Raw genomic sequence first — 22,925 nt, forward strand, 5'->3', positions numbered from 1 at the left:
AAGTAGCTCATCATTCCTGAAAATATAGTCTGGCGCCGTGTAAAATCCGAATATCGCAGCCAATGATTGCGTTGTATCCAGATTTCTCAACCACTTAAGATCACCACCAGCCCCCAGCGACTTCAGTACACGGCCAGTAACTCTCAACGGTAATCTCACACCACTTACCACAAGATCAAACAGCACCCGATTCACCGCCAGAAAGGGCTTGGTGGGCTGACGATAAAACAAATTCCCATAAGCAGCGTAATTGGCTTTCGCTTCGGCTATCAGATAATCAATAAGCCCACCCAACGTTATCGGGTTCGAGGAGCCACTACAGCACTGATAAATTCTGTGTTTGCCTGGTTCGGCCAATGCCTCCGCCAGCGCCAGAATGATCGAATTAGCAACGAGATCAACAGGAATTATATCGATAACGCCTGACCGATCGCCCGGAAACAACATAACCTTTTCTCGGGCATAGGCAAGTATGATGGCGTCAGCTACTTTCACCCCCTCAATCCAGCCAGGCGCAGGCTCTTCCAGAGCGCTTTCAATTATTGAAGGCCGGACAATTGTCAGGCTTCGGCCATTCAAAGACTTCATCAGCAACTGTTCACCTAGCCATTTAGTGAAAGTGTAAGTATCACTCCAGCCATAACGATTGGCCTCCCGTATGCCCAACTCCACCAATTTCTTTTCCAGAGTTCTGCCGGAATAGCGGGCTCGCGTATCCGAAATTTTGTCCTGCAGAAGCCCCACCAACGCTTCAATGTCATAGTGACCATGACCGGAACGAGGTATAGCCTTTCCAGCTGGTTTGATAATCGATTCCGTTACTTGACCTGAATTCATTCCGTTCACATAGCAGGTCGACACTTGTAACACCGCCAGCGACGGATTCTGGCGTGCCAACTCGGCAATATTTTCCAGACACAGAGTGTTAATTTTCAGAGCCTTATCCAGCTCTTCCCTGAAGTTAACACTGGCGGCAGAGTTGATAACCGCATCCAGGTCGCCCGCTAACGTGCCAAAGGCCTCTCGTTCCAGCCCGAAGGCTGGTTCGGTAACTTCTCCGGTGATGCAATGAACCCGTTGCTCAATAAACGACTCAAACCCTTCCGGATCACTTTCCCGCATGCAATCAAACACCGAAGATGTAACGATTTCATCAAAAAACCGGCTGCGGGCATCAGAGTGCCGTTTGTTAGCACGAATAAGGAGATAAACACCGCCAATGTCGGGCACCGTCCTTATGATCTTTTCCAGTACAACCTTACCTAAAAAGCCGGATGTACCTGTAATCAGGATCTTCTTACCCTTTAGCTGTCCAAGCACTCTGGACAAAGACTTGCCACTGTCAATCTGCTCACCCGTCATAAATAGAACTCCTTCTCTCATACCCGTTTACTGGCTCAACCCATAAAAATACCGGGCACAGCATCCGTTGCCCTGAAACTACCCGCATATCACCCGGAGCATGCCAGACGTCGCTATCATCCCTGTTTCCGGTCAATGTTTGCACACACAACATGACTAGATGGTGACCGACTGCAAACTTAAAACACAAAAAGTGTCAAAAATTGGCCAGTACGGCCATCGCTCACAACCGTCCCAACATGCCTAAAAAATGTACTCACATCACATTACTGTTAACAAACAGCTTAAATACCTACCACTAAACATTTAATAATCTAAGAATATTGTCTAAGCTCGACCTATAAAAATAAGAATGAACACCTTGTCACAAATATTCCTTACAGAAGACAAGGTCACAAGCCAGAACCAGAAAACGGCCTACAACAACGAAAACGACTGGCGACGAAACAACGGAAACGTACACATGGCAACAAACCAGCCTGAACAATCTTCAAAAGATTTTTTTTCAGCCACCATTCTTGTGACTGACAATGAATCCGACTCAAGACATGCTTTGACCTCCCTGTTGAGAGAACAAGGGTTCAGCGTGGTTGAAGCAAGCAACGATACAGAGGCCTTCAGGTATCTTGCCTGCCAGTCTTTTGATCTTGTCCTGATAGACCTGAATCTACCCTCCCCCCACGTCACCCGGGTGATGGAGCAAACCACCCGATTACAACCAGACTGTGGCGTTGTTGTGGTCAGCGGAGAACATTCTTTTAGCTCAGTTAGCCGCGCACTTCGAAGAGGTGCTCTGGACTATATCCGGAAGCCGTTCGACCCGGAGGAACTTCTGACAACCATCGAAGGTGTTCTGGGAAAACGTTCCCTCATCAAGTCCCACGAAGCCATTCAAACCCGGCTGGAAAAGTCAGAAGCCCTTCATCGTTATATTGTAAACAGCTCACCTGACATCGTCTTTATGCTGGACGCTGCCGGACACATCTGCTTTATCAACAATAAAGTGGAGAGCCTGCTTGGCTATCCACCTGAAAGCCTCTGCGGCAAGCATTTCCGATATGTTCTGGACGACCGGGATGTCGCCCGGGGAACCTACGCACTTCAGGGGCCGGATATCAATGCAGATAACCCACGCTCACTGGAAGTACGCCTGAAACCTCAAGGGCAAAAAACCGCAACCCGTCACTTCGAGATCACAGCGTTCCCAATTGACCCGCAAACCTGGCCTCAAACAGGCATCACCAACGGCGGGCACTCAACTCAAAGTGCCCGGTACTATGGCATTGCCCGTGATGTGACTGACCGTAAAGAGGCCGAGGCCTTCATCAACTTTCAGACCTATCACGACTTGCTCACCCGGCTACCTAACCGCGCGCTCTTCAAAGACAGACTCGAGCTGGCCGTTACCCATGCCAAGCGCAGGAAACAGAAGCTCGCCGTGATGTTTCTGGATCTTGATCGCTTTAAAGTGGTCAACGATACCCTTGGCCACGCTATGGGTGACCGCCTCTTACAGGCCGTCACCTACCGCCTGGAAAAATGTTTGCGCCCGGGAGATACCCTTTCCCGCTTCGGCAGCGATGAATTCACACTGCTGCTGCCATCGATCCATAGCAGCGACGACGCAAGAGGTGTTGCCAAAAAATTAATTGAGGCTCTACAAAGCCCCTTTCAGCTCGGCAATCATGAAGTCTTTGTCGGAGCCAGTATCGGCATTTCCGTGTTCCCCGAAGCCGGCCTGACCATGGAACACCTGGTGCAGAGCGCCGACACCGCAATGTATCACGTAAAAGCGCGAGGCAAAGACGGCTACTGTTTCTACTCTGACAACATGAGCACCAACACAACCAATAGATTGAGTATGGAGCGGGATCTCCGGCTGGCAATGGACCGCAATGAGCTCAAAGTTTTCTACCAGCCTCAGGTTTGCGCAAAAACCAACCGTATGCTCGGTCTGGAAGCCCTGGTCAGGTGGGAACACCCTGAACGAGGACTACTCTACCCGGGAGAATTCCTTCCACTTGCGGAGGAAACCGGGCTGATAGGCAAGCTCAGTGAAAAAGTCCTTAGCCAAGCCTGTAAGGATGTAGGCCGCTGGATTGCCAATGGCCACCCCGACCTTCGTCTTGCCGTAAACCTGTCACCAAGCCAGGTCGAACATCCCCAGTTTGTCGAAATGTTGATGAACAGAGTTAAGGCCCATCACTTTCCCGGCCGGAATCTGGAAATAGAAATCACAGAAAATGTGATCATGAATGACTTGGAACAAATCAGCCGGAAACTCCGGGACCTGGCCAGTACAGGAGTTCGTATTGCCATTGATGACTTTGGCATCGGGTACTCATCCCTGAACTACCTGCACCGACTCCCCATCCACACATTAAAGGTAGACCAATCCTTCGTAAAGGCCATCCGGAGCGGAGATGACGGTGCCTGCATCGTTAATGCCATTGTCGCTATGGCCCATGGACTAAAACTTGAAATCGTAGCTGAAGGCGTAGAGACCAGCGAACAACTGGCCTACCTGAAGAACCTGGGATGCCAGCAAGTGCAAGGCTTCTTCTACGGTCCCGCCAGGCCCGCCGCCGAGATCAGCAAAATGTTAAGCGTCGGCGACTGGTGTATCGCTAACGCCATCTGAGATTATCGATTGTCAGACACTAGGAACCAAAATCTTGATGCGGTTTGCAAAGTGTTGCACTGCGTTACTTTGTGTATCAAGAAATGCGTGCTACTGCACATCTTTCAGACACCTCCTTCTCTAATCTGAGCCCATACCAAGCAGGCCATCACAATATTCGTCTCAAACGAATAAAAACGACAAAAAAGGTGGCTGCAACTAAAGACCAAGAAGAAGGCAGTAATCATGCGCGACAAGTATAAGTATATCGGCCCGGTTTATGATTTCCTCAGCAACCTCTACAGCGGTAAAAACATTCATCACTGCAAAACAGCCATGCTCGATGTAGAAACGGTCAAAAAAGGTGATCGCATCTTGTTTGCCGGTGTAGGCCATGGCCGCGATGCTATCCGGGCTGCCGAATTGGGTGCAGATGTGACCGTTGTCGACTTGTCTGAAACCATGCTTCGTAAATTTGGTGAAGCACAACAAACCGAAGCGCCTCATCTGACAATCAAACGCATTCACAGCGACATTATGAAGATTGATGAGTCTGGCCAGTACGACATGGTTGTCGCCAACTTCTTCCTGAATGTGTTCGACGAAGAGATGATGGTCAAAGTACTTGAGCACCTGATCAGCCTTGGCAAATCAGACGCAAAAATTGTGGTCGGAGATTTCTGCTACCCAACCGGAAACATTTTCTCCAGAGCGTTCAAAAAGCTCTACTGGTACATGGCGGTATTCATCTTCTGGCTGTTCGCCAACAACGCCTTTCATAAGATTTACAACTACCCGGAACACATGCAGCGCCTGGGCCTGCAGGTGAAAGAGAAGAAACATTTCAAGCTTCTCAACATGGACTGCTACTGGTCAATACTTGGCCAAAAACAATCTTGAACGCCCAAGAGCCAGCACAATAACAACAGGTTACCGGGAGCTTCACTATGTCAGACCAAATTCTCGCACTCGATGGCATCAGAGCGATTGCCGATAGTCAGTTCACCTTTTCAGAACGCGTCAGCTACCTGAAAAAGTACGGAGCTCACTCTCAATCATTCTCCACCTTGCAGCCGGGTATGCAGTACTTCGACGTACCCGACATTGGCTACATTGCCTACATGCGAAAATGGGGCGCCACAATCGTTCTATCTGACCCAGTCAGTGCACCAGAGAACTTCCCGGTCATTCTTGAACTGTTTCAGCAGAGGTTTCCCAACGCGTCCTATGTTCAGGTCTCCAAGGCCGTTGTCGACTTTTTGCACTTACGCTTCGGCCTCTACGGTACGCAGTTTGGTAGCGAATCCCGCATTGATCTGGGCAAATGGTCGTTGTCAGGCAAAAAGAAACAAATTCTTCGCACAGCCCTGAACCAAGCCGAGAAACAGGGCATCACGGTGAAGGAGCGATACAGCGACGACCATACCCGTGAAATTTCTGAAGCCTGGATTCGCACCCGAAAATGCAAGAGCAACGAGATCCGTTTTCTAATTCGCCCAATGGAAATGGATTACCGGGAGAATGAACGTCACTTCTACGCGTATCAGGATGGCAAGGCCGTCGGCTTTATCTACTTTGACCCCATTTACCGGAACAATGAGATCGTCAGTTATGTGCCCAACATATCACGGGCCAATGCCGATTTCCGCCAAGGTATTTTCTATACCCTGATGGCCCACGCGATGGAGGTTTTCAAAGAAGAAGGCATACCCTTTATCGACTTGGGGCTGATTCCTCTGTCGCTCGATAAAACAACCGAGCATCAGGAAAGCCGGATTCTGAAAAAAATAATGCACGGTCTCTATGACAAAGGAAATTTTCTTTATAACTTCAAGGGACTGGAGTTCACCAAGTCACGCTTCCGTGGTGACAATTTCAAAACCTATTGCTGTCACAAGCGGGCTATTCCCGCTCTTGAGTTCTTCGCAATCTTCAAGCTGACCCAAGTACTATAACTTGGGCCAGCTACTCTTAACCGATGCGACAGGGGTTCCCACCTCTGCCATAAATAACGCAATCTCCGCCGGGGCCATGCCGGTGAAGCAGGCCTGGACTACGACCGCCTCAGGTATCCCTAGAAACCTTTCAGCCTGAGACAGCCGGCCCGCCTGCTCAAGCCAGTAGGCAACTCTTCGCGCAATCGCTTCGCCGGATTCCACCCAAAACGTAACTTCTGGCAGGATACGGCGAAGCCATGGCAGCAGCAGCGGGTAGTGAGTACAACCCAACACCACAGTATCCACACCGGAATGCCGCAACGGCGCCATGGCCTCAGACAACTCAGCCAGTGGAGGGGCGGTGCCTGCAACCAGCTCCTCAGCCCAGCGTACCAGGTTAGGGTTCCCTACCCGGGTAACCTCACAGTCGCCAGCAAAATCATGAATCAGTTTATCCAGATAAGGCCGCTTGATCGTTGCAGGGGTAGCCAGTAACCCCACCTTCCGGTTAAGGGAACAGGCCGCAGCCGGCTTTACTGCCGGCACAACTCCAACAACCGGAATCTTCATGGTTGCCCGCAAATGCGGCAGGACAACCGTACTGGCAGTGTTACAAGCAATGACAATGACATCGCATGAAATCTGCCGCAGACATTCTTCAATCAAACTGCAGCAACGATCAATCACGACATGTTCTGGTTTATTGCCGTAGGGAAAGCCTGCGTTATCGGCCAGGTAGACCAACTCAGCCCCAGGCAATGCTTGATGAATGCAGGCTGCCACACTCAGGCCACCCACTCCGGAGTCAAAAACCAGTACTCTGGGAGCGTGTTCGTCCATCTTCAGGACCGCCCCGCTCCAGAGGTAATGTATTCTTTCATCGCGCTGATCAAGCGCCCTGCAATGGTGGTATCAGGAGGAATGGGGGGATGCTCATCAGGAGTGAACCAGCCGGCATCGGCCAGCTCATCTTCCTGCAAAACCAGCTCCCCACCCTGATAGTCCGCAAAGAATCCGACCATCATTTGATGAGGAAATGGCCAGGATTGAGAGCCCTGATAACGTATATTGCTCACATCCAGCCCGGTTTCTTCTTTTACTTCTCGAATGACCGCACCTTCGAGACTTTCACCCGGCTCTACAAAACCTGCGATCAGACTATAAAAATTTCGGGTAACCCTCGATGACTTCGCCAATAAAAACTCTTCATCGCGACGAATAACCACAATCACACACGGCGCAATTCTTGGGTACCAGGGAATATTACAACGCCCACACCAACGGGCACGCTCCCTGGGATGAACCTGAGTACGTTCTCCACAGCGCCCACAGTAGCGGTGATCTTGCCACCATTGCCACACCTGAAAGCCGGTGCTGAGGAGTTCCACTGGGGAATCCGGCACCTGCAGTATGGCGTCTCGCAACGTCACCGTATCCAACCCGGGCAAACCTGAATCGGGTAGCGTAGTGACAAATAACTTCTGGCCGAGCCAGGTCCCTAAGGCCAACGCTTCCGGGCGGCTATCCCCCATCTCAGGGGCGCCCCACTGCAGAAACCAACCATCATCAGGCTTAATAATGTTACTGCCTGCAAACGCCAGCAGAAGATCTCCATTCTCAGGAACATCCTCGCTCCAGCCAGGTTTCCACTGCGCGCAGTTAGTCTCCATATTCAGACCTTTTCAGCTTTCGGTTCGTTTAAGCAGCAATGTAACACATCACTTTCGTTAGCCAGAATGGGTATACGCCTTTCCGCACCCGCTACAACCCGTTAAACTTGGCGCCTGTTTTCAGGTCCGGAGTATCACCTTATGCGATTTTATCAGGGCATTCGCAGCCTGATCCTGAGTTTTTTCCGCAAGATCCTGTTTTTATGGGTTCGCACGGATGTCAGTGGCAACACCTTGGAGGCCCTCGGGCTCGACCCTGAAAAACCGGTGTGCTATGTGCTGCAATACAGTTCCCTATCCAGCCGCCTGGTTCTGGAACAGGAAGTTATCCGCGCCAAACTCCCTGGCGCCACGCAGGCTTTGCCGGTCAAAAACAGCCCTTCCCACTCATTCTTCTTCCTCTATCAACGTGTCGGTGGTTTTTTTGGGGGAGGCAGGCAGAAGCCTGTACCGACTAAAGAATTCAGTGATCTGGTTCACTTCGGCCTGGAACACCCCGAACAAGATGTGCAAATTGTTCCTGTCTCACTGTTTTGGGGCCGCTCACCAGACAAAGAAAAGTCGCTGGTAAAGCTCCTGCTTTCCGACACCTGGGCGGTTGCCGGCCGGCTTCAGAAATTCCTGCTCATTCTGGTTCACGGTCGCAACACCTATGTGCAATTCAACAAACCCCTGTCTCTGAACATGGTGATTGATGAATATCGCGACAATGAAGAAAAAGCCGAACGAAAACTGGGCCGAATTCTTCGAACTCATTTCCGCCGGGTTCGCCAGGCTGTTCTGGGCCCCGACCTTTCCCACCGCCGTACTCTGGTTGAGGGTCTGGTCCGCACTCAGGCAGTGAAAGAAGCCATCCGCGAAACGGCAGCGAAAGAGGATACAGCCCCTGAAAAAGTCCGTGCCAAGGCTTATAAATACGCGGATGAGATTGCCGCGAGCATGTCCATCGTTACCATCCGCTTTCTGGAGCTCGTACTCGCCTGGCTCTGGAACCGCATTTACAATGGTATTGCCATTAACAACATTCAGGTAGCAAAAGAAGCCGCCCAGGACAGTGCCGTGGTTTATGTACCTTGCCACCGGTCACACATCGATTACTTGCTGCTATCGTATGTGCTCTACAAAAACGGCCTTATGCCACCCCATATTGCGGCGGGCATCAACCTGAACATGCCCATTGTCGGCCCTATTCTTCGCCGTGGGGGCGCTTTCTTCATGCGCCGCAGCTTTAAGGACAACCCTCTGTACGCGACCGTATTCAACGAATACATGCATGTGATGTTCACCCGGGGCTATTCGATGGAATACTTTGTCGAAGGTGGCCGTTCCCGCACAGGACGAATGCTACCTCCCAGACCTGGCATGCTATCCATGACTGTACGCAGCTTCCTGAGGGATCACCGCAAGCCCATCGTCTTCGTGCCAGTGTACATTGGTTATGAGAAAGTGATGGAAGGCCGGTCGTACCTTGGTGAACTTCAGGGTAAGAAAAAGCAGAAAGAAAGCGTATTCGGGCTGGCGAAAACAGTTCGTAAACTCAGCAACTCTTTCGGCCGCGTCTCCCTCAATTTTGGTGCCCCTATCCCATTAGCGAACGTACTTGACGACGTCCGGGACAGCTGGCGAGAAGAAGCCTATGACGCAGAATTCCGCCCTGACTGGCTGAACGACGCCGTCGCAGAACTATCTCAACGGGTGGCTGGCAACATCAACGCCGCCGTTGCAGTGAACCCCATCGGCATGACCTCTACGGTCTTGCTTGGCACCGAGCGCATGGCAATGGATGAAGGGCAGTTGATACGCCTGATGAACCAGTTTGCAGATATGCTCCGAGCTTTTCCCTACGCTGACACGGTCACGCTACCGGAAGGCGAAAGCAAAGACTGGCTGGCCTACTGCGAAAAAATGGGGCTGGTGAACCGACTGCCACAAAAGTTGGGCGACATTATTTCTCTGGAAGGCTCCAATGCCATCCTGATGACGTACTATCGCAACAACATTCAACACCTGTTCGCCTTGCCAGCACTGATTGTCAGCCTGTTTGAAAACAAAGCCAGCCTGCGTAGAGACAAAATCATCTTTCTGACCAGCGTGGCCTACCCGTACCTGCAATCAGAGCTTTTCTTGCGCTACAGTCAGGACGATGTTGAAAACGTCATCAATCAGTGGATTGACGTGTTGATTGAGCAAGGGCTTCTGGTATCCCTGGATGAAGAAAGACTGGGCCGGCCAGAAGAAGGCACCGAAGCAATGCTGCGGGCGCGTATTCTGTCCCGCTTCATCATCCAGACGCTTGAGCGTTATCACATTGCCCTGGGCATTCTTCGAAAATACGGTTCTGGCAAGCTGACGGCTGAGGAACTGGAAGAGCAGAGCACCTTGTTAGCAGAACGAATGTCCATACTGTTTGGCCTGAACGCTCCGGAATTCTTCGACAAAACCTTGTTCAGAAGCTTTATTGCCAACATGCAGAAAAACGGTGTTCTCGTCACCGATGATAATGGCCGGCTGTGTTACGGCGAAGGACTGGACGAAGTAGCAGAAGATGCCAGACTGGTTCTGAGCGTTGAGAAGAGACAGGCGATTCAACAAATCACCATGCTGGACGCCTGACCCCTAATACCCTGCTGAGTTGAATACGGTTCAGCCCGGCAGGGCTTTAAGCGGATAAATGTCGTAGCGACTACTTTTACCTTCCACCTGTGTGGCCGGCTCAGGGCCTGTGACGGAGGGGGCTTTACGCGGGCGCTTTACTACCACCCGGTAACGAGCACAGGACAGCGCGGCCTCTAGCAGCTGCTCAGAGTCGTCGTCATCACCCACAACCAGGCGGAATACCTGCATTTCCTTCTTCACCAGCGCAGATTTATCACGGTGCGGAAACATGGGATCCAAATAGACCACGTCAGCGGCCTCTGGGCCAGACTTTCTCAGCCAATCCACGGAGTTACCCGGTAACAGGGTCATTCTTTGCGCCACTGGAGCACATTCTGCATTCAGCATCGCCCGAGCTAAACCATCCGCCAGCAAGGCATGAATCACGGGATTGCGCTCAAACAGCGTCACCCGGCAACCAAGACCTGCCAGCACAAAAGCATCCTGTCCCAAGCCCGCAGTGGCATCCAGTACATGCAGCTCAGCCCGGGTTTTCTGCAAACCGACAGCCCGGGCAACAAGCTGACCGGTACCGCCCCCATGCTCGCGCCGATACCCCATTTTGCCAGTGACGAACTCCGCCCTGACCGGGCCTGGAACCCCCTTGCCCGTCAACTGGAGGGCCAACCCCTGATCGTCCATATACAGCAAGACCGGGTACTCCCTGACCAATTTAGGCTTTACCGTGCCCAACCAGGAAAGCCCCAGTTCTTCGGCAAGAGCTTGCATAGCGTGGCTATCACCCAGAGGGCTACAGGCGACAGCGACAGTTTGAGCAAGAGGAACTGTGTTTAAAGACGTGATGTCAGACATCAGATGATGATATCAATGCCGGAAATCACTGGACCGTTCTCGAAATCCTGGCCAGCCGCCGCAACATCAGCAAAAGTTGAAAGCGCACGAACTGCAGGCAACGGCAACTCATCCGCACGAAAGCGTTCAAGGCGAACGTCTTCTGCTGCACGCCGGGCTTCTATACGGCGATCTGTTGCGGCCTCGGGCTGAAGTACAAGGGCCTCGTCACGGGGCTGTTGAGAAGCGCCCAAATCACGTCGAACAGCTTCAGCGTTAGGAGATTGAGGCGAGCTTGCCGGCGCACGGGCAACATCAGAACGATCCCGGGCCGGATGGTTACCCGCCGGGAGGTACGAAGAGTTTGCCGGATTAATCCCACCGATCATAAAACACGACCACAGAAAGTAGCGAAACAGATTGCGCCATTATGGAAGAATCAACAGCAGATGAAAAGAATGCCTGGCCTGAGCTACTCACGCCCCGGCAGTTTCTTCCAGGTCACCTCATCACGAACATACAGAGGTTGCGCCTGTTCAGCGGAAACCGCCAGCCCCTGGCGAAAACCAAGATCTGCCAATCGAGCCACATGCGCGGCCCTTGGCACCAACGTAACATCAAAAAGCTCAACACTGCCAACGACCGCTTCCGGCATATCATCCCGGAATTTCCAGCCCTGGCCGGCACCAAACCAACCTGAAATAACGGCTTCAGAGCCCGGCAGGCTTACTTTTCCCGGGTGACACACTCGCTCGTCACCCAGCCGAACCGGTAATCCGTCGTCACATCTGAAAGTGCCCCAGTATACTTCACTCATGCGGGCGTCAAATGCGACGGCGATACCACTGCCATCGGGGAGCTGGCGTTGTTCAATAGCATTGAGTGCCACCGCGGCCAAAGACGAAACCGGCACAACAGGCAAGCATAAACCCCAGGCTAAACCTTGAATAACGCCTGTCGCAATGCGTAAACCGGTGAACGAGCCTGGGCCTCGGGCAAAGGCCAGCGCATCAAGGTCAGAAGGGGTCAGCCCCTGTTCCGCGAGGAGTTCGCGGACCATTGGCATAAGAAGGCGGGTATGGCCTCTGGGGGCCAGCTCAAACCGCTCGGTTATTTGACCGTCCAGCCACAGAGCGGCAGAGCAGCCTTCGGAAGACGTATCCAGTGCTAAAAGCTTCACAGAACAAGCCTCCGGGGCTACTCTGATTTTCAGTTACTTGAGTTGCGACAGAATCTGATCGCGAATACTGTCCAGGCTGCCAACACCTTCAACGCGAACATACTTCGGCGCTTCAGCAGGAGCCGTACTCGCCCACCCCTGATAGAAATCGATCAGAGGCGCAGTCTGCTCATGGTAAATACTCAAACGCTTGCGCACAGTCTCTTCTTTGTCGTCTTCACGTTGAATCAGATCTTCGCCGGTTTCATCATCCTTGCCTGCAACCTTTGGCGGATCGTATTTCACGTGATAGATACGGCCACTGCCTTCATGCACGCGACGCCCTGACAGACGACTAACAATTTCTTCGTCTTCTACTGCGATTTCAACGACATAATCAATGGCAATGCCTTGATCTTTCAGAGCTTCAGCCTGAGGAATAGTGCGCGGAAAACCATCAAGCAGGTAGCCATTTTTGCAATCCGGCTGTTGTACACGCTCTTCAATCAGCGCAATGATGATGTCATCGGACACCAAACCACCGGAAGCCATGACTTCTTTGACCTGTTTGCCCAGTTCAGACTCCGCTTTAACTGCGGCACGCAGCATATCACCGGTCGAGATCTGAGGAATATCAAACTGGCTGGTAATAAACTGGGCCTGAGTACCCTTACCTGCGCCAGGTGCGCCTAGCATGATGATTTTCATAACGTTGTACTCCCGTTGACTTATATTATAGTTTGAAAAGTTGCGGCAAAAACCTGCGTTTTTGCGACAACCTCTCGCAAACCAAGGGGGCAACTTCAGAAAGCCCCGACCGGAATCGAGGCAGCATTATACGAACTCAGCACCTGTAGAGAAAGTCGACCTCTGTATCATCGCGCCTTTTCCACGAATACAGGCCGCTTCAGGTAAGGTTGAGCAGAGGAATTATTGTCTCAAGACGCCAGAGATGAGGCCAGCACATCCAAGTCAGAAGCTACTTGTTCAACTTCCTGCATAACCAACTCCAGATCAGAAAGCTCCAGCCCCAGGCTCTCTGCTAATTCGGGGATATTATCCAGATTGAATTCATCTCCAATGCCTTGTTCTTTTAACAGGGCGTTGGCTAACTGAACCATCACCACATACTCTTCATGCTCGCCATGGTAACCCATATGCTGATGCATGCCCGCTGCCTTAATCACAGGTTCCGGCAATTGCCACAGGCGATGAAGAATCCCACCAATAGCACCATGACCGACAACCAGGATTTCCTGCCGGTCACTGTGACCCAAAACTTCTTGCTCCAGCGAGTGCATACTCGCTTCCGGGTTGATTTCTCTGAGCGCGTTCAGCTCATCAAATTCCGCAGGGAACAGGTGCCCGATCAACAGCAGCCCAAAGTTGTGCAATAAGCCACAAAGGTATGCCAAGCCTTTGTCATGACCCGCGCGGGCAGCCAGGGTTTGCGACAAAAACGCGCAGTACAATGAGTGTCGCCAGAAATTGTCCATGCCCAAAGCCCCCTTTCGAGGCACGTCAAAAGCCTGAACAGACGCAATGCCAAGAGCAATATGAGCAACACGATCGAAACCCAGCACCCTGGTAACCGCTTCCTGAACCGAGTTAATCTGACCAGGATAGTTAAACAGTGCAGAACGGGCGTAGCGCATAATCTGCGCAGTCATGCTGGGATCAAATTCAATCAGTTCCGAAAGTTCTTTGGCCGACGCCTCCGGATTACCGGTCAACCGGAGAATCCTCAAGGCCAAAGCCGGCATAGGCGGCAGGCGATAGAGCTTTTGCAGCTTATCGGCCACCTCTTGCAGCGTAAGCGCTTCGCGACCGCCAGCCCCTTGCCCGTTAATCACCAGGCGTCCTTCTCGTGCACCGGCCAGCGCCAGCCTACAGGACCGGCCATCCATCTCAACCAGGCAATGGTCTGTGCCTGCGGTAAAGATAACTCGTTCTGTCGAAACAACATCCTCATCAACCAGCACCGGCACCCCCCAAGCAGCCCCCACTGGGGGCACAAAACCTGGAGCACAATCGCTGAAAAGGCGCGTGGCTTGGCGAGCAGTCAGCGGTTGCAGACGTCGGCCGGTGAACTGTTGAACAGCGTCGAGATCAAGCGTGCTGTCAAAGCGATGCACGGCCATCACAACCCCGGAAATATCAATCAGCATAGAAGCCCGGACAAAGTCATGCTGCGGCCGCCCCGATGCCAGCACTGCTGCATCCAGACTATCAGCAACCTCGATTTCGATTTGCCGATAGACAATGCTTTTGCGGCTCAGAAAATGCGCCAGTCTCTCTGCTAATGCCAAAAGTGCTCACTCCTATGCTTCCTGTGCCGAAGGGGTCGCGTCCCTCCGCTCAAACTTACTCAGATGATCAACCGGTATTACGCATGCCTGCGGAAATCCCCGCCATGGTCACCTTAAGGGCAAGCTCTACCATCTCCGGAACTTCGCCCTTATCCTCACTTTCACGATCACGACGCAGTAATTCTGCCTGCAGATAGTGCAGAGGATCCGTATAGGGATTACGCACTCTCATGGAGTGTGCAAACACAGGCTCATGTTCCAGCAACTCCTGTTGCTCTTTCAGTTCAAGCAGGCGACTCACACACCCTTTAAGTCGCCCCCTCAGGTCAGCCCCTAAAGCTTTCAACGCCTCATCCTGCACAAGAGTCTGCTCATAGTAACTGGCAATTCTCAAATCTGCCTTAGCCAGAACCATTTCCAGCATATCAACGTAGGTCTGAAAGAACGGCCAACCCTGCATCATTTCCCGCAATTCTGGCAAACGACCGTGGCGGGCGGCCTGCTCCAGGGCAACATCGCTACCCAACCAACTCGGTAACATCAGACGCATCTGGGTCCAGGCGAAGATCCATGGAATAGCTCGTAAGCTTTCCACGCCGCCGGTTGCTTTGCGGCGTGCCGGCCTGCTGCCCAGGGCCAACTTGCCCAGGGCGGTTTCCGGGGTGACCTGGCGGAAATAGGTAACAAAGTTCGGATTTTCGCGTACGACTTCCCGGTACGAATGAAGTGAGATATCCGTCAGCCAGTCCATCACCTTTCGCCAACTGGCCTTGGGTGCCGGTGGTGGCGCCAGAGTGGCCTCGATAACTGCGGTGGTATATAGCGTCAGACTCTGCACTGCCAGCTTGGGTAAACCGAACTTGAAGCGAATCATCTCGCCCTGTTCAGTGATCCGGAAGCTACCGTTCACAGATCCCGGAGGCTGAGACAAAATCGCCCGGTTAGCCGGGCCGCCGCCCCGACCAACAGTACCGCCACGACCATGAAACAGCGTCAGGTGCACACCATACCGACTGGCAACTTCGGTCAGTTTTTCCTGAGCCTGATACTGAGCCCAGGCCGCCATCATCTGACCCGCGTCTTTGGATGAGTCCGAATAGCCAATCATGACTTCCTGGCGGCGCTGACAATACTCGCGATACCAATCCACTTCGTATAAAGCAGCCATGGCATCAGGAGCGCCCTGAAGGTCATTGAGCGTTTCGAACAGAGGAACAACACGCATCGGGAACGTCATTCCCGCTTCCCGTAACAACAGGATTACACTCAAGACATCCGATGGCTGGCTAGCCATCGATATCACATACGATCCGAGAGCTTCGGGAGTTTGCTGAGCCACAACTTCACAGGTTGCCAATACTTCCCGCACAGATTCTGAAGGCGCCCAGCCACGCGGAACCAACGGACGGCGGCCTTGCAACTCTCGCAATAAGAATGCCTGCCGTTCTTTCTCCGTCCAGGACAGGTAATCTCCCATTCCCAAAAAACCGACAATTTCGGCCACAGCTTCCGCATGGCGAGCGGCTTCCTGCCGGATATCCAGTTTTATCAACGGCAAGCCGAACGTATGGGCCCGGCGAATGGTATCCAGCAATGGGCCGTCAGCAATATGCTCCATACCGCAATCCACCAATGACCTGTAGCATAACTCCAGCGGATCTGTCAGGTCATGGTTTTCGAAGAGAATATCGCCGGTGTCAACGGCCTCACCTCTGACACTGGCTGCCGCCCAGTCACGAGTTTTGATCAACCGGTCCCGCAACTGTCCCAACACAACCCTGTAAGGTTCCCGGGAATCCCCGGTTCGGGCCATCAGCTCATCGCTGCCCTGCCACATAGACAGTTCAGCACGTAGTGCTTTTATGTCTCGTAAGTAAAGGTCTGCCGCCATCCAGCGGCCAAGCAGGAACACTTCCCGGGTCACATCATGGGTGACATTGGGGTTTCCATCCCTGTCACCACCCATCCATGAGGCAATTCGAACGGGCGTAGCCTGCAGTGGCAAGCCTTTGCCAGAGGCCTCTGTGAGTGACTTGTCCAGGGTTCTCAGGAATTTTGGCAACGCCTCCCACAGGCTGTTTTCGATGACCGCAAACCCCCACTTGGCCTCGTCTACCGCAGTAGGCCGTTCATGGCGAATTTCGTCTGTATGCCAAGCCTCGGTGATCAGTTGCGAGAGCCGGCCGACAATCTCTTCCCTCTCACCAGGCAACAGATCATCGTGATCCAACTTCTCAAGGCAATCAGAAACTTCATCGTACTTCAGGATCAGAGTACGGCGAGCAACTTCTGTCGGGTGAGCCGTCAGCACGAATTCGATTTGAAGATCTGCCACCTTGCTGTGCAGTTCCTCCGCAGAGACACCGCCAGCCTTCAAACGTTCAAAGACATCAGCCAGCGACTCCACCTGCAAGTCAGAGGCAAACCCTTGCTTACGACGAATGCCATGATACTGTTCGGCCAGATTAGCCAGATTCAGAAACTGGTTGAACGCTCGAGTGACAGGAAGGAGCTCATCGTCACTCAACTGGCCAAGCAAGGTGATCAGACGCTGGCCTGAGCCACTTTCTTGCCGGCGATCAGCTTTAGCAGCGGCCCGCAGTTCTTCAATCAGATCATAGCAGTCCTGCCCAGGATAGTGCCGGATGCTTTGACCCAGCAATTCACCCAGTAAGCGTACGTTTTCTCGCAAGTCAGGATGCAGTTCAGTCACGGTGAGTTCCTTCTGAATGGACGGAAACAATCTGAACTTACGATACTAAGGATTGGCCAGAAAAGTCCATCAAGCCATTGAGCTACTCTTTCTCGACCCCTTTGACCTGTTGCCAGATCGCATCCAGGGCTTCCAGACTTTCATTGTCCATGTCCCTGCCTTCAGCTTCGAGAATTTTCTCGATTGCCCGGAAACGCGCTTCGAACTTGTGGTTGGTTCTCTTCAGAGCCTGTTCGGGGTTCACTTTCATAAACCTGGCCAGATTTACACAGACAAACATCAGGTCACCCAGCTCATCTTCCACCGCATCCCGTTCGCCAGTACCGGCTTCAGCAGCCTGCCAGGCTTCTTTCAGTTCGTCGATTTCCTCATGCAGTTTGTCGAACACTGGAGCGATGTCTGGCCAGTCAAAACCATGATTGGCCGCACGCTTTTGCAATTTCTCAGCCCGAGCGATCGCCGGCAGAGTTCTGGCAATGCCATCCAACCGGCCAACAGGCTGATCCGTAACCGGCTTTTGTGCCCGCTCTTCAGCCTTAATACGCTCCCAACTGGCTTTGATCCAGGCTTCATCCGGGCGATTATCCGGATCAACCCGGCTTTCCAGGGTACCTTCAGGAAAAACATGAGGGTGTCGGCGAATCAGCTTCCGGACCAGATGATCCACGATGCTATCAAAGTCGAAGTGGCCGTCTTCTTTGCCAATCTGACCATAGAAGATAACCTGGAACAGCAAATCCCCCAGCTCGTCCTTCAGATGAGGGTAGTCTTTCTGCTCAATGGCATCCGCCACTTCATAAGCTTCCTCAATCGTATGAGGCACAATACTGCCATACGTCTGCCTGGCGTCCCAGGGACAACCCGTTTCAGGCTCTCGCAGACGCGCCATCAGGGTTTTCAGGTCTTCGATCGAGTAGCTCATCCGCGTTTTCGCCTTACGTCAATGATGTTCGGCAGATTACGGATCTGCGCCAGCAACCGTGCCAGCTGTTCCAGGCTGGAGATTTCCACCCTCACCCGCATGGTGGCTATATTTTCATCCTTGTTGGTTTGCGTGTGCAGTGCCATCACGTCGCTTTTGGATGCGGACAGCACCTGAGTAATATCCCTCAACAACCCCGAGCGATCGTAGGCCTCAATCTCAATATCCACCGGATATACCGCCGCTGGCTGGCCGCCCCAACTTACTTCAATCACCCGATGAGGCTCGGTTTCCTGAAGATTCAGGTAGGTCAGACAGTCTTGCCGGTGCACTGTCACACCCCGGCCTATCGTAATGTAGCCACCGATCGAATCACCCGGCAGGGGTTTACAACAGTTAGCCACCTGGGTTTTAAGCTTGCCCACCCCCAGAATCTGGATATCAGATTCTGTGTTGTAGCCGCTTTTCCGGGTAGAACTCAGCTTGAGGTCTAGCTGCTCAGATTTGGGCTCCTGCATTTGCTGAGCGACATTGGCCACATGAGTTGGACGCAGATCGCCTGCGCCGACGGCAGCAAACATATCGTCCGTTGAATGATAATTCACCTTTTTGGCCAGCTCATTCAGATCCACGTCGTGGATAGAAAGCCGTTTGAGCTCATCTTCCAGAATAGCCCGACCATCAACAATATTGCGGTCCCGGTCCTGGAGCTTAAACCAGCTGGTAACCTTCGCCCGGGTGCGTGAAGTCTGGATGTAGCCCAGACTGGGGTTAAGCCAGTCACGGCTGGGCGCGGGATTATTTGAGGTCAGAATAAAAACCTGATCGCCGGTTTTAAGCGGGTAGGTCAACGGCACAATACGGCTATTCACCCGCGCTCCCCGGCAGGCATGACCTATTTCGGTATGGACCCGGTAAGCAAAATCGACCGGTGTAGCACCTTGAGGCAGGTCAACCACATGGCCTTCCGGAGTAAACACATAAATCCGGTCAGGGATCACATCAGATTTGAGATGATCCGCCAGGCCAGATAAGTCACCCAGTTCTTCCTGCCACTCCAGCACCTGCCGTAACCAGTTGATCTTGGCATCGTAGCCACTGGACTTATTGTTCTTATCCATGCCTTTGTAAACCCAGTGGGCACAGACACCCAGCTCCGCCTCTTCATGCATAGCATGGGTGCGGATCTGCACTTCCATCACCCGGCCATCAACGCCGACAACGGCGGTATGCAGAGACTGATAACCGTTTTCCTTGGGGTTAGCAATGTAGTCATCAAATTCCTTGGGAATGTGGCGCCATAGCGTATGCACAATACCTAGAACGGCATAACAATCACGCACCTCTGGCACCAGAATACGCACCGCCCGAACATCGTAAACCTGAGAAAAATCGATGCCTTTACGGCGCATTTTCCTCCAGATACTGTAGATGTGCTTCGCCCGGCCACTAACTTCAGCCTTGATCCCAGAAGCTTTCAGCTCGGTCTGCAAAGTGTCAATCACGCTACGGATATAGCGTTCCCGATCCAGGCGCTTTTCATCCAGCAACTTGGCGATTTTTTTATAGGCCGAGGTATGCAAATAGCGGAAGGACAGGTCCTCCAGTTCCCATTTGATGTGCCCGATTCCCAATCGATGCGCCAGGGGAGCGTAGATGTCAAAAACCTCGCGCGCCACCCTCATACGTTTTTCTTCAGAAGCGTCCTTAACTGCCCGGATAGCACAGGTTCGTTCGGCCAGTTTGATCAAAGCCACCCGGACATCGTCAATCATGGTGACCAACATCTTGCGAACGTTATCGAGCTGGCCTTCACTCTGCCCTAGCACGTTGCCTTTAAGAGGGTGGTGGATTGAAGAGATCGCCGCCATCTGCTGCACGCCATTGATCAGCCCGGCCACTTCATCACCAAATTCCTTGCGGATTTCATCAAGTCCTACCCGCTCCTCCCTCACCGCCCGATAAAGCACCGCAGCTACCAGGCTGACCTGATCAAGGTGCAACGCGGCCAGAACCTGCGCCATTTCCAGGCCAATAAGGAAACTGCTCGAACCGGGCGCCCACAGACGATCTTCACGGAATGCCTGTTGTGCTATCAGCGCGGCCTTGTCACAGGCTTTTCGCAACTGCTCCGGATTCTCCAGTTGGGTTTGTTCAGCAATGCGGTGAATCCAGCGGTCAACATCCACTTCACCGTCGGCGGTTACCCCGTAATCTTCCCGAACTTTTACCATAGCAAGGACTTACCTGATACGTGCCTGACTTCAACGCGCCTTAGCCTGAGCGCGGAGAAATCAGGCTTGTCAAACCTGTTAGCGCTTACCGCGCTCAAACAGGGCGATAGACTCAACATGAGTGGTGTGAGGAAACATGTCCATCACACCGGCACGCACCAGCCGATAGCCGTTACGCACCATTACGCCGGCATCTCTGGCCAGCGTTGCCGGATTGCAAGAAACATAAACAATCCGATCAGCACCGAAAGCCGTCAGATACTTGCAGATATCTTCAGCACCAGACCGAGGAGGATCAATCAAAACCTTATCAAAGCCTTCTTTGGCCCAGCTCTGGTCGGTGAAATCACCATGCAGATCAGCACCGAAAAACTCCACGTTTTCCAGACCATTCAGCTCTGCGTTCTCACGACCGCGCACCACCATCGCGTCATCACCTTCCACCCCGACAACCTGACCGCCCTTACGGGCTAAGGGCAAGGTGAAATTGCCAAGACCGCAGAACAAATCCAACACCCGCTCTCCAGGCTGAACATCCAGCCATTCAACCGCACGCTGAACCATGTTTCGGTTAATGCCCGCATTCACCTGAGTGAAATCCATGGGGTGAAACTGCATCGTCAGATCGAATTCATCCATGCGATAAGATAAACGCTCATGATCCCGGCCCGACGACTCAGGCCAGATCCGGTGCACGGTATCCGGGCCTTTCGGTTGAAGGTAGATCTGTAAGTCGTGAGCCTGACCAAATGCAATCAGCTTCTCTCGGTCTTCCGGAACCAGTTCGTCCATGTTACGGAAGACCATGGCAGCATCGTCATCACCACAGGCCACTTCCACCTGTGCAATCCGATCATAGGCCGCCATACTGCCCAGCAATTCCCGCAGCGGCGTGATGCGTTCACCGATACGCGGGTCAAGAACCACACATTTATCTATGTCCGTCAGAAAGCTGTTCCGTTTTTCACGAAAGCCCACCAGCACAGATTCACGAGCCTTCACATAACGAACACCCAAGCGGGCTTTACGGCGGTAACCAAGCACGTCGGGTGAGCGCATAGGCTCAACCCACTCTTCTGGCTCAATACCGCCGAAGTGGGCAAAGTTCTCTCGCAGGGTGTCTTCTTTAAACCGAATCTGAGCATCAGCACTCATGTGCTGAAGGCTGCAGCCCCCGCACAGGTCAGCAAACGCACACGGGGGTTGCTGGCGATCAGGAGCAGCTTCAAGCACTTCAAGGGTACGCAGCTCATCGAATTTGCTCCGACTGCCAACGACCTTCGCCATTACGGTTTCGCCAGGCAAAGCGCCATCAACGAACTGGACTTTACCGTCAGCACGGGCAATCCCCCGACCGTCATGGCCCAGGGTTTCAATCTCACAACGCACTGGCTCTTGGGGCAGAACCTTACGGCGGCGTCTACTCATATCAAATAGTCTCTTGTCAGTTTCCGGCTCACGCGCCCGGGAATACACCGGTAGATAAGTAACGGTCTCCGCGATCACAAATAATGGCTACAATCACGGCGTTTTCAACCTCTCGGGACAGCCTGAGGGCGCCAGCTATAGCTCCACCTGAAGAGACACCGCAAAAAATGCCTTCTTCCGAAGCCATGGCCCGCATGGTGTCCTCCGCTTCCTGCTGACCAATATCGAGGACCACATCAACTCTCGCGGCATCGAAGATTTTTGGAAGATAAGCTTCTGGCCAACGCCGAATCCCCGGGATAGAGGCTCCGTCTTCTGGCTGCAGGCCAACAACCTGGATATCGGGATTGCATTCTTTCAGATACCGGGACACCCCCATGATGGTGCCGGTGGTTCCCATTGAACTTACAAAATGGGTCACGCTCCCCTGGGTTTGCTCCCAGATTTCCGGCCCGGTCGAACGATAGTGAGCAAGAGGATTGTCCTGATTACTGAACTGGTCAAGAACCCTGCCTTTACCCTCGGTTTCCATTCTGATCGCAAGATCGCGAGCGCCTTCCATACCCTGCTCACGGGTCACGTTAATCACTTCGGCACCATAAGCACGCATAGAAGCTCGACGTTCCTCGCTCAGGTTATCCGGCATGATCAGCACCATCCGGTATCCTTTAATGGCCGCAGCCATGGCAAGTGCAATACCCGTATTGCCGGATGTTGCCTCTATCAGGGTATCGCCAGGTTTGATTTCACCACGGCGCTCGGCCTCCTGAATCATACTGACCGCAGGTCTGTCTTTTACCGAACCAGCCGGATTGTTACCCTCAAGCTTAGCCAGAATGACATTGGACGTGTCACCCGGCAGGCGCTGTAATCGAACCAAAGGGGTATGGCCGACATAATCTTCAATAGTGGGGAAAGTCATATTGAAACCCTGTGATACACTTTCGGTGTCGAATCATACTCGTTATAGCCGTTTTGTCCCAATACAGCTTCTCGCTATATCCATGACCTTCCGCTATAACCGGGCTATTCAGGGGAAGATTGCCAAGGGCATGTCTTCCCGGATCATCTATGCTGACATAGAAGCGCCTTTCCCCGGTTCCTCCGGGGCAGGCTCATGAAAA

Annotated in this window: 18 protein-coding genes; 5 read left to right on the forward strand and 13 right to left on the reverse strand. The window is 52.8% G+C overall.

Annotated elements, in window-relative coordinates; translation table 11 throughout:
* Positions 1 to 1,362 (reverse strand): fatty acyl-CoA reductase (locus tag ABYA77_RS04465; protein ID WP_372964744.1); only part of this gene is annotated, 1,362 nt, incomplete at its 3' end.
* Positions 1,363 to 1,825: 463 nt separating this feature from the next.
* On the opposite strand from ABYA77_RS04465, the gene ABYA77_RS04470 reads away from it, so the two are divergent.
* The 3 genes from ABYA77_RS04470 (at position 1,826) to ABYA77_RS04480 (ending at position 5,937) form a co-directional block, all read left to right on the forward strand.
* Entirely contained in the window at positions 1,826 to 4,003 is a 2,178-nt protein-coding gene (locus ABYA77_RS04470) for an EAL domain-containing protein (RefSeq protein ID WP_372964745.1), read from the forward strand.
* Positions 4,004 to 4,228: 225 nt separating this feature from the next.
* Positions 4,229 to 4,882, forward strand: coding sequence for a class I SAM-dependent methyltransferase (locus ABYA77_RS04475; RefSeq protein WP_372964746.1), 654 nt, complete (start codon positions 4,229 to 4,231; stop codon positions 4,880 to 4,882).
* 47 nt (positions 4,883 to 4,929) lie between these two features.
* The gene (locus ABYA77_RS04480; RefSeq protein ID WP_372964747.1) at positions 4,930 to 5,937 is read left to right on the forward strand and encodes a DUF2156 domain-containing protein; all 1,008 of its coding nucleotides are present in this window, start codon (positions 4,930 to 4,932) and stop codon (positions 5,935 to 5,937) included.
* Here ABYA77_RS04480 and murI read toward each other — a convergent pair.
* Entirely contained in the window at positions 5,932 to 6,759 is an 828-nt protein-coding gene (murI, locus tag ABYA77_RS04485; RefSeq protein ID WP_372964748.1) for a glutamate racemase, read from the reverse strand. The genes ABYA77_RS04480 and murI overlap by 6 nt on opposite strands.
* Before the next feature lie 2 nt (positions 6,760 to 6,761).
* The gene (gene nudC / locus ABYA77_RS04490; RefSeq protein WP_372964749.1) at positions 6,762 to 7,589 is read right to left on the reverse strand and encodes an NAD(+) diphosphatase; all 828 of its coding nucleotides are present in this window, start codon (positions 7,587 to 7,589) and stop codon (positions 6,762 to 6,764) included.
* A 141-nt stretch (positions 7,590 to 7,730) separates the two neighbouring features.
* Here nudC and plsB point away from each other — a divergent pair, with 141 nt between their 5' ends.
* Positions 7,731 to 10,202 (forward strand): glycerol-3-phosphate 1-O-acyltransferase PlsB, encoded by a 2,472-nt coding sequence (gene plsB, locus ABYA77_RS04495; RefSeq protein WP_372964750.1) that lies wholly within the window; start codon positions 7,731 to 7,733, stop codon positions 10,200 to 10,202.
* 30 nt (positions 10,203 to 10,232) lie between these two features.
* On the opposite strand, the gene ABYA77_RS04500 is transcribed toward plsB, so the two are convergent.
* From ABYA77_RS04500 to cysM, 10 genes are all read right to left on the reverse strand, one after another.
* Positions 10,233 to 11,057: a class I SAM-dependent methyltransferase gene (locus ABYA77_RS04500; protein WP_372964751.1), complete on the reverse strand. Its 825-nt coding sequence runs from the start codon at positions 11,055 to 11,057 to the stop codon at positions 10,233 to 10,235.
* Positions 11,057 to 11,425 (reverse strand): UDP pyrophosphate phosphatase, encoded by a 369-nt coding sequence (locus ABYA77_RS04505; protein WP_372964752.1) that lies wholly within the window; start codon positions 11,423 to 11,425, stop codon positions 11,057 to 11,059. Before ABYA77_RS04505 ends, ABYA77_RS04500 begins: the two co-directional genes overlap by 1 nt.
* 83 nt (positions 11,426 to 11,508) lie before the next feature.
* Complete coding sequence (gene tsaB, locus ABYA77_RS04510) at positions 11,509 to 12,216, reverse strand: tRNA (adenosine(37)-N6)-threonylcarbamoyltransferase complex dimerization subunit type 1 TsaB (protein ID WP_372964753.1); 708 nt, start codon at positions 12,214 to 12,216, stop codon at positions 11,509 to 11,511.
* A 33-nt stretch (positions 12,217 to 12,249) separates the two neighbouring features.
* Positions 12,250 to 12,903, reverse strand: coding sequence for an adenylate kinase (gene adk / locus ABYA77_RS04515; protein ID WP_372964754.1), 654 nt, complete (start codon positions 12,901 to 12,903; stop codon positions 12,250 to 12,252).
* 230 nt (positions 12,904 to 13,133) lie between these two features.
* Positions 13,134 to 14,504: an HDOD domain-containing protein gene (locus ABYA77_RS04520; protein WP_372964755.1), complete on the reverse strand. Its 1,371-nt coding sequence runs from the start codon at positions 14,502 to 14,504 to the stop codon at positions 13,134 to 13,136.
* A 67-nt stretch (positions 14,505 to 14,571) separates the two neighbouring features.
* Positions 14,572 to 17,217 carry a phosphoenolpyruvate carboxylase gene (ppc, locus tag ABYA77_RS04525; RefSeq protein WP_372964756.1) on the reverse strand — a complete coding sequence of 882 codons (2,646 nt, stop codon included), beginning with the start codon at positions 17,215 to 17,217 and terminating at the stop codon, positions 14,572 to 14,574.
* Positions 17,218 to 17,299: 82 nt separating this feature from the next.
* Positions 17,300 to 18,139: a nucleoside triphosphate pyrophosphohydrolase gene (gene mazG, locus ABYA77_RS04530; protein ID WP_372964757.1), complete on the reverse strand. Its 840-nt coding sequence runs from the start codon at positions 18,137 to 18,139 to the stop codon at positions 17,300 to 17,302.
* Positions 18,136 to 20,373, reverse strand: coding sequence for a GTP diphosphokinase (relA, locus tag ABYA77_RS04535; protein ID WP_372964758.1), 2,238 nt, complete (start codon positions 20,371 to 20,373; stop codon positions 18,136 to 18,138). The genes mazG and relA overlap by 4 nt, the downstream gene beginning before the upstream one ends.
* A 78-nt stretch (positions 20,374 to 20,451) precedes the next feature.
* Complete coding sequence (rlmD, locus tag ABYA77_RS04540) at positions 20,452 to 21,801, reverse strand: 23S rRNA (uracil(1939)-C(5))-methyltransferase RlmD (protein WP_372964759.1); 1,350 nt, start codon at positions 21,799 to 21,801, stop codon at positions 20,452 to 20,454.
* A 28-nt stretch (positions 21,802 to 21,829) separates the two neighbouring features.
* Positions 21,830 to 22,723 carry a cysteine synthase CysM gene (gene cysM, locus ABYA77_RS04545; protein WP_372964760.1) on the reverse strand — a complete coding sequence of 298 codons (894 nt, stop codon included), beginning with the start codon at positions 22,721 to 22,723 and terminating at the stop codon, positions 21,830 to 21,832.
* A 25-nt stretch (positions 22,724 to 22,748) separates the two neighbouring features.
* On the opposite strand from cysM, the gene ABYA77_RS04550 reads away from it, so the two are divergent.
* On the forward strand, positions 22,749 to 22,922 hold the full coding sequence (locus ABYA77_RS04550; RefSeq protein WP_372964761.1) for a hypothetical protein: 174 nt from the start codon (positions 22,749 to 22,751) through the stop codon (positions 22,920 to 22,922).
* Positions 22,923 to 22,925 lie beyond the last annotated feature (3 nt).

The organism is Marinobacter sp. (genome assembly GCF_041595835.1).
In the GTDB taxonomy this organism is placed as follows: Bacteria; Pseudomonadota; Gammaproteobacteria; order Pseudomonadales; family Oleiphilaceae; genus Marinobacter.

Bases quoted from the DNA above. Each gene is read 5' to 3' on its own strand.
- ABYA77_RS04470 (WP_372964745.1), top strand. From the start codon at position 1,826: ATGGCAACAAACCAGCCTGAACAATCTTCAAAAGATTTTTTTTCAGCC.
- ABYA77_RS04475 (WP_372964746.1), top strand. From the start codon at position 4,229: ATGCGCGACAAGTATAAGTATATCGGCCCGGTTTATGATTTCCTCAGC.
- ABYA77_RS04480 (WP_372964747.1), top strand. From the start codon at position 4,930: ATGTCAGACCAAATTCTCGCACTCGATGGCATCAGAGCGATTGCCGAT.
- murI (WP_372964748.1), bottom strand. From the start codon at position 6,759: ATGGACGAACACGCTCCCAGAGTACTGGTTTTTGACTCCGGAGTGGGT.
- nudC (WP_372964749.1), bottom strand. From the start codon at position 7,589: ATGGAGACTAACTGCGCGCAGTGGAAACCTGGCTGGAGCGAGGATGTT.
- plsB (WP_372964750.1), top strand. From the start codon at position 7,731: ATGCGATTTTATCAGGGCATTCGCAGCCTGATCCTGAGTTTTTTCCGC.
- ABYA77_RS04500 (WP_372964751.1), bottom strand. From the start codon at position 11,057: ATGTCTGACATCACGTCTTTAAACACAGTTCCTCTTGCTCAAACTGTC.
- ABYA77_RS04505 (WP_372964752.1), bottom strand. From the start codon at position 11,425: ATGATCGGTGGGATTAATCCGGCAAACTCTTCGTACCTCCCGGCGGGT.
- adk (WP_372964754.1), bottom strand. From the start codon at position 12,903: ATGAAAATCATCATGCTAGGCGCACCTGGCGCAGGTAAGGGTACTCAG.
- mazG (WP_372964757.1), bottom strand. From the start codon at position 18,139: ATGAGCTACTCGATCGAAGACCTGAAAACCCTGATGGCGCGTCTGCGA.
- relA (WP_372964758.1), bottom strand. From the start codon at position 20,373: ATGGTAAAAGTTCGGGAAGATTACGGGGTAACCGCCGACGGTGAAGTG.
- rlmD (WP_372964759.1), bottom strand. From the start codon at position 21,801: ATGAGTAGACGCCGCCGTAAGGTTCTGCCCCAAGAGCCAGTGCGTTGT.
- cysM (WP_372964760.1), bottom strand. From the start codon at position 22,723: ATGACTTTCCCCACTATTGAAGATTATGTCGGCCATACCCCTTTGGTT.